Genomic DNA, 12298 nt, shown 5'->3' with positions numbered 1-12298 from the left:
TTGCGAAGAAAAGTTACCTACTTTTTTTATTCAGTCTCAAGCAAGCATTTTGTCTGAAAATACTATAAAACGCTACGATTTACATAAAAAAGAAGAACTTATCGAAGATTTTCTACCAAAAAAAGAAAAAACCACCATTATGCTTACCTGCGGAGCATCATGCCCTGATTCGGTGATGGAAGCTGTAATGCTGAAAATTTTATCATTTTATAACACTTCCAAAGAAATAGAAACCGTGATGGAAACGTTGTAAAATAGAACTCAGAAGTATTGAAATTGGGCAAATATTATTTATCTGTTTTTTTTTGGAAAATAGAATATTCTACTTTAGCTTTACTATGAATTCTTATAAAATCCATCAGTTTAACTATAAAAGTAGATTTACATGAAAATGATTGAGTATGTGAAATTGATTTTAGAAAAAGTCAGTTTTGAGAGTAATTTATTTGAGAAAGAGTTAAAAAAAGGAATTAAGGCTTTGTCTTTCCGTGAAATTAGAGAACTAAAAAAGTGGTGCTACGAAAAATTTGGGAGCATCTATCGTGGAATCCTGAACCGAACATTCCGACGGACACAAGTCCAATTAACCGCATAAACACTAAGACCTTCCGATGATTTGGAAGGTCTTTTTTTAAATATCAATTAAAGCATTAACAGATGAAAAAAACAACCATTAGCCTATTTCTACTTCTATTTGCCTCATTTATCACTTTTGCTCATGAGTTTTGGCTCGAACCACAAAAATTTCTCTTGGCAATTGGCGAAAAAATCAATCTCAGAGTCTTTGTCGGTGAAAACTTTACTGGTGAAGAAGTAGATTTTTCAAAGTTTAAACTTACAAAGTTTGCCCATTATAACTCAAAAGGCGAACAAAACACCAAAGGCGATTTGTCCGAACAAAATCTTAGCGATTTTTTGAAATTTGAAACCGAAGGAAATCATTTGATTGCCTTCAATAATTCAAACAAACATATCGAATTAGCAGCAGATAAATTTAATGAATATCTTAAAGACGATGGTTTAGATAATGTTGTGGCTTATAGAAAAAAACATGGACAATTGAACAAAAGAGGCACGGAAGAATACCAAAGATGTGTAAAAACCTTGCTGCAAGTAGGTAATACGCACGACGAAACATATCGCATCAATACAGGTATGAGGCTCGAAATTATTCCCGAGAAAAACCCTTATACCAGTGGTAAATCACTGACTTTCAAGGTTTTATTCGACAATAAACCGCTGAAAAATGCTTTAGTTGTTGTTTGGCAGAAAGGAATTGAGCAACCAAACAAACGAAATTTCAGAAGTGATGCCAATGGAAAAGTTATTTTTAGTTTTGAACCAAAAGGTGCTTGGATGGTAAGTTCGGTAAACATGGTGCCGCACACAAAACCCACCGAAGCCGACTGGCAAAGCTATTGGGGAAGTTATACTTTTGGGTTTAAGTAAAAGCTATTGCTTGAATAAAGAAAAGCACTAAAAATCAGGTTTTTAGTGCTTCTTTTAAATTCTGACTTCTTAGTAAGCTACCATAAAACGCTTCTTCGATTAGTTCCTGAAAGAGAATTGTTCTGATTCAAATAGTTCAAAATCATACAAACCTAATGGCTTTAATTATTTTTTCTAACCAACTCAATCGCACCAAAAACGCCAGCACTATCACCTAATTTTGGTTTTAAGAAGAGCGTTTCTACTTTTCTACTATTAAAAATCCAGTTTTTGAGTTCTTCGGGCCCTTCAGTATAAATCAAGTCGATGTTGCCAACGCCACCGCCAATCACAATGGCATCGGGGTCAAGTACATTAACGATAGAAGAAATGGCTCGCCCAAATGACTTAATTAGATGTCGAAGTGTAGCCGTTGCGTGTTGGTCTGTTCCTGCCTTATGTAAGTCGTAGATTTCCTTCATGGTCAGGTCATTTCCGCTGAGTTTTTTATAATATTGTTGCAAAGCTGGCCCCGAAAATACATTTTCGTTACAACCTGTTTTGCCACAATAGCACATTACGCCGTCTTCTTCAAAGAAATTATGACCCCATTCGCCACCAATACCGTGTCGGCCTTGAATCAATTGACCATTTACCACTACTCCGCCGCCAACGCCCGTGCCGAGAATTATACCAAAAACTACTTTTGCATCGGGCATTACATCTCGCACAATTCCCATCGTAGCTTCTGCCAAAGCAAAACAATTGGCATCATTTGCCAATTCGACTGGTACACCAAGAGCTTTCTCAATATCAGCTTTCATTGGTCGGCCATTCATCGAAGTTGTATTACAGTTTTTCATGGTTTGAGTAGTTGGGTCGGTTGTCCCTGGCGTACTAAAACCAATGGCTGTGGGTTGCATTTGGGTTTCGACTTTTAATATGTCTATTAGTTTAGCAATCTGACTGATAATATGCTCGTATCCTTTGTTAGCTTCAGTTGGAATTCTTTTTCTTGCTAAAATTTCGTCATTTTCGGCATTCATTACTATGCCTTCAATTTTTGTACCGCCTAAATCTACGCCCCAAAGTGTTTTCATTTTTATAAATAAGGTTGATTGTATGAGGGAAAAACGTTGTTAACTTGTCATTAACAAATAGTCAAGCAACGCCTTACAAACTTATAGCATCTTATCATCAAAGACAACAATTTTCAGCAAAAGCTAAACATTAACACAAAACATGAAACGTTCATTAGTTGTAATTTTCACAATCCTTTTGGGAGTATTCGGATTGTTATCTTGTAATACTTATAACATTATTGAAGGTAGCGGTATTGTTCAAACCGAATACCGCCGTACTCCTTATTTTAATCGTTTGGAGCTATATTTTCCTGCCGAAGTCATTTTGCGTCAAGGTACAGCCAAAGATATTGAGATTGTTGCCGAAAATAATATTATCAATTTGGTTATCAGTCGAGTAAGTGGTAATACCTTGATTTTGGATGATAACGGTCGCCTGCGGGGCATCAATAACGTGAAAATTTACATCCAAGTGCCTGATATTAACGCCGTTTATGTTTCTGGAAGTGGAAAAGTTATTAGTGATAACAAGATTTTTTCAAAAAACATGAGTTTGCGTTTGTCAGGAAGTGGCTTAATTGACATGGCTTTGGATGTAAAAAATGATTTAGAAGCAGATTTGAGCGGTTCGGGACTAATTTTTTTGGAAGGAGATACTTATAATGGTATTTATGATGTTTCTGGAAGTGGAAAAATTGAATCGTTTGATATGCACGCTGATAATTCGGATGTTGTAATCAGTAGTTCAGGACGTTGCGAAACTACTGCTTTAAATAATCTGGATGTGAGTATTTCGGGCAGTGGAAGTGTTTGGTTCAGAGGAAACCCTCGCATTAGTAAATATATTTCTGGCTCAGGGAAGATTTTCAATGCCAATTGATGATTAAATTCGCTTAAACTAAAACCTGCAAGGTCTGGATGAACCCGTCTGAAAATACCTTACAGGTTTTTTTATGCCTTAAAATTCTCTATTTTTGCATTATCATAAACAAAAACCGTCGTCAGTAGTCAATCGACTATGGACTTTTCAAGATAATGGCAGAAATTAGCAAAACTTACAATCCGAAAGAGATAGAAGATAAATGGTATAAGTATTGGATTGATAATCAATACTTTAAGTCGAAACCTAATCCCGACAAAAAGCCTTATACAATCGTAATTCCGCCGCCAAATGTCACGGGCGTGCTTCACATGGGACACATGATGAACAACACGATTCAGGATGTATTGACTCGTAAGGCACGTATGGAAGGCAAAGAGGCTTGTTGGGTGCCAGGAACCGACCATGCTTCTATTGCAACCGAGGCGAAAGTTGTGGCTATGCTAAAAGAGAAAGGAATAAATAAAAATGACCTTTCTCGTGAAGAATTCTTGAAATATTGCTGGGAATGGACAGATAAATACGGCGGAATTATCTTGCAACAACTTCGTAAATTAGGTGCTTCTTGCGATTGGGACAGAACTCGTTTCACGATGGAGCCAAGTTTGTATGATGCTGTAATTGATGTTTTTGTTGATTTACACAATAAAGGAGATATTTATCGTGGACATCGCATGGTAAACTGGGATCCTCAAGCCAAAACTACGGTTTCGGACGAGGAAGTTATCATGAAAGATGTTCAGCAGAAATTATATTATATTCGTTATGATGGCGATGAGGGAAGCGTTACAATTGCCACCACTCGCCCCGAAACTATCATGGCTGATGCAGCGATTTGTGTGCATCCAGAAGATGAGCGTTTCAAGCATTTGATTGGTAAAAAAGTAAGAATTCCAGTGATAAATCGTGAAATTACGATTATTGCCGATGATTATGTAACGATGGAATTTGGAACGGGTTGTTTGAAAGTAACGCCTGCCCACGACCAAAATGACTACGCTCTTGGACAAAAACACGGTTTAGAAATCATTGATATTTTGACCGATGAAGGAAAGTTGAACGAAAAGGCTTTGATTTTGGTGGGCGAAGATAGATTTGTGGCTCGTAAGAAAATTGCTAAAATGCTTGCCGAATCGGGCAATTTGGTAAAAGAAGAAGATTATAAATCAACCGTTGGTACTTCAGAGCGTACAGGTGCGATTATTGAGCCAAAAATTTCCTTGCAGTGGTTCTTGAAAATGAAGCGTTTGTCGGAGCCTGCATTGGAAAATGTAATGAACGACACGATTCAGTTGATTCCACCAAAATTTAAGAATACGTACAACCATTGGATGGCAAACGTAAGAGATTGGTGTATCAGTCGCCAACTTTGGTGGGGACATCGTATTCCAGCATTTTATATGCCCGATGGCACTTGTATCGTAGCAAAAGACAAAAAAGCGGCTTTGAAAATTGCCCGTGAAAAATACCAACTTTTTGCTTTGAGTGAGAAAGACCTCACGCAAGACGATGATGTTTTGGATACTTGGTTCAGTTCATGGTTATGGCCTATTTCGGTCTTTGATGGTTTTAAAAATCCTGATAATGAGGATATTAACTATTATTACCCAACCAATGATTTAGTAACTGCTCCTGAAATTTTGTTCTTTTGGGTGGCTCGTATGATTATTGCGGGATATGAATATAAAGGTACTTTTCCGTTCAAAAATGTATATTTGACTGGTATCGTAAGAGATAAGCAAGGACGTAAGATGTCGAAATCGTTGGGTAATTCGCCTGACCCAATTGAGTTGATTGAAAAATATGGAGCTGACGGTGTACGTACAGGAATGTTGTTTAGTTCGCCCGCAGGAAATGACTTACCTTTCGATGAAAAATTATGTGAACAAGGACGTAATTTTAGCAATAAAATTTGGAATGCTTTCCGTTTGATTCAAGGTTGGGAGGTTCAGCCGACAGTCGACAACCAACAATCAACTGTTAGCAATCGTTTGGCGGTATCTTGGTTTAACACAAAAATGAACAAAGTAATTGCCGAAACGCTCGATCATTACAATAAATTCAGAATGTCGGATGCCTTGATGAGTACTTACAACTTAATTTGGGATGATTTCTGTTCGTTGTATTTGGAAATGATAAAGCCCGCTTACGTTGACGGAAAAGGCTTACCCATCGACCAAGAAACATACAATGCAACGCTCGAAATCTTTGACGAATTGATGCGTTTGATTCATCCTTGGATGCCATTTATTTCGGAAGAAATTTGGCAAACAATTAAAGAAAGGGGAACGGGCGGCGTTCCATCAATTTGTTTGGCTCAATTCCCGCAAGGTGGCGAAGTAAACGAAAGCCTTTTGGCTGATTTTGACTTATTATTTGAAATCGTTTCGACGGTGCGTAATACTCGTAATGCCAAGCAAATTTCGCCAAAAGAAGCATTGCCGTTGGCAGTAAAAACAGAAAACCAAGCTCGCTACGAAACATTGGCTGGTTTGATTCAAAAAATGGCAAATATTTCGGCTATTCAATACGTTATCGATAAAACTGATGGCATGAGTTTTGTTATCAAAGGCGATGAATTGACCATTGATTTAGGTAAAAATCTTGATATTGAGGAAGAAAAAGCCGCTTTGCAAAAAGACTTAGATTACATCGTAGGTTTCAAGAAATCGACTGAAGCGAAGTTATCGAATGAGCGTTTTGTACAAAATGCCAAACCAGAAATCATCGAAAAAGAACGCCAAAAACTAATTGATGCCGAAACAAAAATCAAAGCTTTAGAAGAGGCTTTGGCTAAGTTGGGGGGGAGATAATAAGGTAAGTAAAGATTCAATAAAGTTAAACACAGAAATAGATAAGGAATTGCGGGCAGGCATAAATAAAAAAATAGATTTTGGTAAATTAGAAACCGAATTAACCCCAGATTTAAAAATAAGGTAAAGAAGGATTTAAAAAATGAATTAGCCAAACACCTCGAAAATCCAGGTTTAGGGAAAGAATTAGGGAAAGCTCTTGAATGAAATAACAGAACCTGTGAAGAATAATGCTTGATTTAATTTAAAAGAATAGAAAGTGCTTTTTTATGAACTAAGGCAATGGCGAAGTTGGGGTGAGCTTATTGAAATAAATTTAAAAAGGCAGTTTTGATTTTTTCAAGGCTGCCTTTTTTTTGGCTAAAGCCCAGTTTTGATGTACTTTCTGTTACCCGTCAGTTAAAACTGACGGCAATGAATGAGAAATTGAACAGATTGGAGTTATAATTTTTATTGATTTTTTTATTCAGTAGAGAAGAATTCATTGCCGTCTGCTTTAGCTGACGGATACTAAAATAAGAATTCTATATCGGCTTTAGCCAAAACTCAACACAATCACAATATTTTTTTATACAAAAACAACAATACTGTAAAATGTCTTATGTAAAAATTTGGGTTCATGTAGTATTTTCTACAAAGAACCGATTTCCGTATTTAACCAAAGATATTCGATATGAAGTTTTCAATCATATCATCGAAAATTGCCGAGAAAAGGCTATTTTCTTACAAGCAATTAATGGCTATACTGAACATATTCATTGTCTGATTTCTTTGGGTAATGACCAATCGATAGCTTCTATTGCAAAACTAATTAAGGGAGAATCGTCATTTTGGATAAATAAACAGCAGTTAACAGCACAGAAATTTTCTTGGCAAGATGATTATTTTGCTGTTTCGGTGAGTGAATCACAAGTTGAAAAAGTTGTAAACTATATCAAAAATCAGGAAATTCACCACGCTAAAAAATCTTTTGATGAAGAAGTCGAAGAGTTTATGAAAAAATACGGATGGCAAACTATCAAGGACGAGTAATAATCACAAAAGGGTTAAATCTAACATTCAGATTTAACCCTTTCTATTATAAATTCATGATAACTTTTTATCTAAAATCATCCTCATCATCCTCAAAATTCATCTTGTTCGGGTCGAACATACTATCAAGTAAATCTTTGAATTGTAAGCCAGTATCCAAATTTTGTTTGCTGATTAATGAATATTCGGCCAATCCGTGCAAAGCAAATTCCATCATAAATAGTTTATCATTTTCGCCCAAACGCTCGTGATAGTCTTCTACCAATTCTTCCAATCCTTCAATTGTTTTCAGTCTTGCACGGTATTCTCGGTCGGCGAGGTCGTTGGTAAAATCAATCACGTTTCCTTCACCAAACCAATTTGATACTTGCTGGAATGGATTCTTACCCGATTTTTTCTTCTTTACTGCTTCTGGATTCGGGAAATACTTCAAAAATTCAGTTCGCATTGCTTTACCTATTAGGCTTTGAGCCACATAAACTGGGCCTTCAACTTCACCTTCGTAAACCAATTCTATCTTTCCGTTGATGGCTGCAATCGCTCCGTAAATATCTGATATTCTTGCATTTACATTTTTTTCGCCATTAATCAATGAACGTCTTTCGGCTGAACTTAGTAAATTTTCATAAGCCGAAATCGTCATACGAGCTGAAACACCACTTTTGGCATCGACGTATTCACTTTGACGAGCTTCAACGGCAATTTGTTCAACCAAATCTTTCAAAATTTCATTGACAACGATTTTCTTCTGACCGTCTTTAATGATAGCTTCTTGCTCTGTAATCTTTCTTCCGATTTCGATAGATTTCGGATAATGTGTTACAATTTGGCTATCAATACGGTCTTTTAGTGGCGTTACGATACTTCCGCGATTGGTATAATCTTCGGGGTTTGCCGTAAATACAAACTGAATATCAAGCGGCATTCGGAGTTTGAAACCACGAATTTGAATATCGCCTTCCTGCAAAATATTGAACAATGAAACCTGAATACGAGCCTGTAAATCGGGTAATTCGTTGATGACAAAAATACAACGGTGCGAACGAGGAATCATGCCAAAATGAATCACTCGTTCGTCGGAATATGGTAATCGCAAAGTTGCCGCTTTTATGGGATCAACATCACCTATTAAGTCGGCAATTGATACGTCGGGCGTGGCGAGTTTTTCGTTATAACGCTCTTCACGAGGCAACCACGCAACTGGCGTAGCATCGCCGTATTCGGCAATCAAATCTTTGGCAAAACGTGAAAGTGGTTCGAGGGGGTCATCATTTAGTTCAGAACCTGATACGATTGGCACAAATTCATCTAAAAGGTTGACCATCAAGCGAGCAATACGAGTTTTTGCTTGTCCACGCAAACCGAGCAAATTGATATGGTGCATCGAAAGAATCGCTTTTTCAACATCAGGAATAACTGTATCTTCAAAACCCCAGATTCCTGGAAAAACAGACTCTTTATTTTTAAGTTTTTCAACTAAATTATCACGAAGTTCTTGTTTGATAGCTTTTGGGCGATAGCCATTGGCTTTTAATTCGCCGAGGGTTTTAATTTTTAAAATATTCTTATCGAATGCCATGAGTTAATGGATAATATTTCGTTTTGTGAGAGTCTCTTTAGGTAAAGAACGGTTTTTGGTGAGAAATGGTTGTGGTTTTTTGGAAGTTTTCAGAAATTTATTTATTAAGTTTTAAAGACTTATAAATTTAAAAGCCATTTAAACAATAAATGTTGTTTAAATGGCTTTTAAAAAAGCAGATTTTGCCCATAATTTAGCTACATTGACCCAATATAACCCAAATAATGACAAATACGATAATAGTTCCGAAGCAGCCACCACCTAATTTTTTTGCTCCATAGCCTGCGATTAAACCTCTGAATAAATTGTTCATTGTAGTGAAATTTAGTTTTTAAGCTGATAAATAAAATACTCTGAAACGTTAAACGATTAAGGGGGTAAATATATTTAATTTTTCGTCAAAAACAACAAATTTAGCAGGAAAACCTTCTTTAATTTGTCCGATTGTGTCATCTATGCTCAATGCTTTTGCTGGTCGAATAGTTGCCATTTTTATAGCTTCTTCCAACGAAATTCCAACTTGTTGTACGGCATTTCTTACACAATCGGCCATCGAAACAGCTGCCCCAGCCAAATTTCCTTCCGAGTTACGATATTGTCCGTTTTCTAAATAAGCGTCAAATTCTCCCCATTGAAACTGTTTTACCTTTTCACCCACAAAAAGAGCATCTGAAATTAAGAAAAGTTTGTCTTTTTTGATTTTATAAGCAATGCGAGCAGCAGCATAATCGCAGTGAAAACCATCTAAAATAAGAGGGGCATAAACCTCAGGACTATCGAACGTTGCACCTACCACACCAGGTTCACGATGCCCCATTTGAGTCATGGCGTTATACAAGTGCGTGCAAAGTGTAATGCCTTGATTATAAGCACTTTTCGCTTGCTTATAAGTGGCATTTGAATGCCCGAGCGATATTTTTATGCCACTTTCGAGTAGCATTTCTATTTGTTCGGGCGTAAAATTTTCGGCGGCAATGGTCATTAGTTTAATGATACCTTTACCATGCTTGATAATTTCTTCTAACTCGCTATTTATAGGTTTTCTAATATATGCCGCCAAGTGAGCTCCTCGCTTAGCAAGGTTTAAGAAAGGTCCTTCGAGGTGCATTCCGAGTACACCCGAATTTGGATTTTTTTCTAAAAAACTACGAGTTGCTTCAATACCCTTCAAGATATTTTCGAGGGGCGAAGTAATGAGCGTTGGTAACACGTGAGTAGTACCGAGCTTTAGACTTGATTCATAAATATCTTGAATAGTTTCTTCAGTGGGGTGTTGAGTAAAGTAGTATTTTTCACCACCGTTGATGTGTACATCGATGAAGCCTGCGGAAATGTGCTTGTGTTTGAGGTCGATAACTTTTGCATTAACCTGCTTTTGGCACAAAGTTGAGATTACACCATTTTCGATAGTAATTGATTGATTTTCAAGGACTTCCGTACCCGTGTGAACGGTGGCGTTGATAATTATGGTTTGCATAAAAAAACTTGCTCAAAGATTATTGAGCAAGTTAGGAAAAAAGTTTTTATGAATGGTTTTTTAGTTATTATATCCGCCAATTTCTGCTTTAAATATTTCACCTGTTTGCGTCTGAAAAGTTGGATTGAGCAAAGCACTGAACAAGTTTTCACAAAACTAAATGCTAAAACCCGTGTAGGCGTAGTAATGGAAGCGATTAGATTAGGATTGGTGAAGATTTAAGCGTTATTATTTGTCAAATTTATCATTACTTCCAAAATTTGTTAGCTGTACAATCTTTCGCTTGTTTTTTCGATTTCCTTTATTTTTATTATCTTTGGTTTTCGTCAATAAAAACCAAAGAAAATTATGTTGAGTCGTGTCGCAAACTCCATTTATTGGATAAATCGCTATATTGAGCGAGCAGAAAATTACGCTCGTTTTGTGAGCGTAAACTTAAATCTAACGCTTGATGCTCCTGGAATTTTGACCGAACAGTGGGAGCCTTTACTCATTGCCACAGCCGATAATTTTGGTTTTTTTGAACACCATACCGTTGCCAATCGAGATACAGTTATTGACTATATGACTTTCGATAAACGAAATTCTAACTCTATTTATAGTTGCCTTGTCAATGCCCGTGAAAATGCCCGTACGATTCGCGAGAGTATCACCAAAGAAATGTGGGAACATATCAATATGTTTTATCTGAAAATATCGGAAACGCAATCAACCAAAAACTGGGAAGTGGAGCAACTCCAAATATTTTTTGACGAAATTAGAGATGGGTGCCAATTGTTTTTCGGAATTATTGATGCGACTGTTACCCGAAATGAGGGTTTTCACTTCGGACGAATGGGGCGTTTTTTGGAGCGTGCCGACAAAACTTCTCGCTTCTTAGATGTTAGATATTTTACCTTATTGCCTAATGACCAAGCAATTGGCTCTCCTCAAGAATTACTTATTTGGACTTCGGTGCTAAAATCTGTTAGTGCGTTTAATATGTATCGCCAGCAGCATCGTGTCATTAATCCCTCTCATATTGTTGAATTTTTGGTTTTAGACAAAAGTTTTCCTCGTTCGATTTTTTACTGTATTCGTCAAGCGGAATTGTCTTTGTACGAAATTTCTGATAGAAAGATGACTGACGGCTATTCCAATTTTGCCGAAAAAGAGATCACTCGCCTTCGTCATGAAATCGAGTTTACCGAAGTAGAAGATATTTTCAAGAAAGCTCTACATCCTTACTTAGATGAGTTTCAAATAAAAACAAATACTGCTGCTAAAGCGATTTTTAAGACTTATTTTGATTTAAAAACAGTAGAAGTGTAAAATCTAATGGTAAATGATGAATGTTGAATGATGTTTTTTTTCTACTTTTGTTCCGATCATCTTACTTTTTGTGATGGATTAAAGGGCATATTTTAGAAAAGCCATTCAATATTCATCATTACAACATTTATTATTAATAAAATGACTTTCTGCCTCGGAGTAAAAGTTGCTAAAGGAATTGTTGCTATCGCCGACACTCGCATCACGTCGGGTAGCGAGGTTTCAACCAACAAAAAAATATTTGTTCACCAATCAAAACACCATTCATTGTTTATAATGACTTCGGGGCTACGGTCGGTGAGAGACAAAGCAATTACCTATTTTAAAGAAGTTTTAGAAGAACAAGATACCAAATTCGATAAACTTTACAAAGCCGTTAATGCTTTTGGAGATATGGTGAAAAGAGTCGCTGTTGAAGACAAAGCTTCTCTGAAAGAAGCTGGTTTGTCATTCAATTTGTCAGCAATTATTGGAGGACAACTCGAAAACGATGATGAACTTAAACTTTATATGTTATATCCTGAAGGCAATTGGATTGAAGTAACCGAAGGTTCTCCTTTTATCATTATTGGGCAACCAAACTACGGAAAACCGATTCTTTACCGAAACTTAAAATATAATACTTCTTTACAAGAGGTGCTAAAATTAGGATTTTTGGCATTCGATTCTACTCGTGTAAGTGCCAATGATGTTGAC

At 36.6% G+C, this 12298-nt stretch carries 10 protein-coding genes and 1 pseudogene; 8 read left to right on the top strand and 3 right to left on the bottom strand.

The window, feature by feature from the left end:
* From ACH2CJ_RS07910 to ACH2CJ_RS07900, 3 genes and pseudogenes are all read left to right on the top strand, one after another.
* Positions 1–253 (top strand): annotated as a pseudogene (locus ACH2CJ_RS07910) (4-hydroxy-3-methylbut-2-enyl diphosphate reductase); the annotation flags it as partial.
* 132 nt (positions 254–385) lie between these two features.
* Positions 386–595, top strand: coding sequence for a hypothetical protein (locus tag ACH2CJ_RS07905; protein WP_394991885.1), 210 nt, complete (start codon positions 386–388; stop codon positions 593–595).
* 62 nt (positions 596–657) lie between these two features.
* Positions 658–1449, top strand: coding sequence for a DUF4198 domain-containing protein (locus tag ACH2CJ_RS07900; RefSeq protein ID WP_394991883.1), 792 nt, complete (start codon positions 658–660; stop codon positions 1447–1449).
* Positions 1450–1610: 161 nt separating this feature from the next.
* Here ACH2CJ_RS07900 and ACH2CJ_RS07895 read toward each other — a convergent pair whose 3' ends face one another.
* Positions 1611–2528 (bottom strand): ROK family protein, encoded by a 918-nt coding sequence (locus ACH2CJ_RS07895; RefSeq protein ID WP_394991881.1) that lies wholly within the window; start codon positions 2526–2528, stop codon positions 1611–1613.
* A gap of 142 nt (positions 2529–2670) precedes the next feature.
* Here ACH2CJ_RS07895 and ACH2CJ_RS07890 point away from each other — a divergent pair, with 142 nt between their 5' ends.
* From ACH2CJ_RS07890 to tnpA, 3 genes are all read left to right on the top strand, one after another.
* Positions 2671–3390, top strand: coding sequence for a head GIN domain-containing protein (locus tag ACH2CJ_RS07890; RefSeq protein WP_394991879.1), 720 nt, complete (start codon positions 2671–2673; stop codon positions 3388–3390).
* Between the two features lie 155 nt (positions 3391–3545).
* The gene (locus ACH2CJ_RS07885) at positions 3546–6203 is read left to right on the top strand and encodes a valine--tRNA ligase (protein ID WP_394991877.1); all 2658 of its coding nucleotides are present in this window, start codon (positions 3546–3548) and stop codon (positions 6201–6203) included.
* Between the two features lie 594 nt (positions 6204–6797).
* Positions 6798–7235 (top strand): IS200/IS605 family transposase, encoded by a 438-nt coding sequence (gene tnpA, locus ACH2CJ_RS07880; RefSeq protein ID WP_394991875.1) that lies wholly within the window; start codon positions 6798–6800, stop codon positions 7233–7235.
* 67 nt (positions 7236–7302) lie between these two features.
* Here tnpA and ACH2CJ_RS07875 read toward each other — a convergent pair whose 3' ends face one another.
* Together ACH2CJ_RS07875 and nagA are read right to left on the bottom strand one after the other, a co-directional pair.
* Positions 7303–8814, bottom strand: a complete 1512-nt coding sequence (locus tag ACH2CJ_RS07875; protein WP_394991873.1) for a magnesium chelatase — start codon at positions 8812–8814, stop codon at positions 7303–7305.
* Between the two features lie 361 nt (positions 8815–9175).
* Positions 9176–10291, bottom strand: a complete 1116-nt coding sequence (nagA, locus tag ACH2CJ_RS07870) for an N-acetylglucosamine-6-phosphate deacetylase (protein ID WP_394991871.1) — start codon at positions 10289–10291, stop codon at positions 9176–9178.
* A gap of 348 nt (positions 10292–10639) precedes the next feature.
* Between nagA and ACH2CJ_RS07865 the strand changes: the two genes are divergently transcribed.
* The gene (locus tag ACH2CJ_RS07865) at positions 10640–11602 is read left to right on the top strand and encodes an alpha-E domain-containing protein (RefSeq protein WP_394991869.1); all 963 of its coding nucleotides are present in this window, start codon (positions 10640–10642) and stop codon (positions 11600–11602) included.
* 141 nt (positions 11603–11743) lie between these two features.
* Positions 11744–12298 (top strand): peptidase (locus ACH2CJ_RS07860; protein ID WP_394991867.1); only part of this gene is annotated, 555 nt, incomplete at its 3' end.

The organism is Emticicia sp. (assembly GCF_043780375.1).
Classification (GTDB): Bacteria; Bacteroidota; Bacteroidia; order Cytophagales; family Spirosomataceae; genus Emticicia.
The sequence above is the reverse complement of the archived record's forward strand: the minus strand, read 5'-3'. Positions and strand labels throughout refer to the sequence as shown.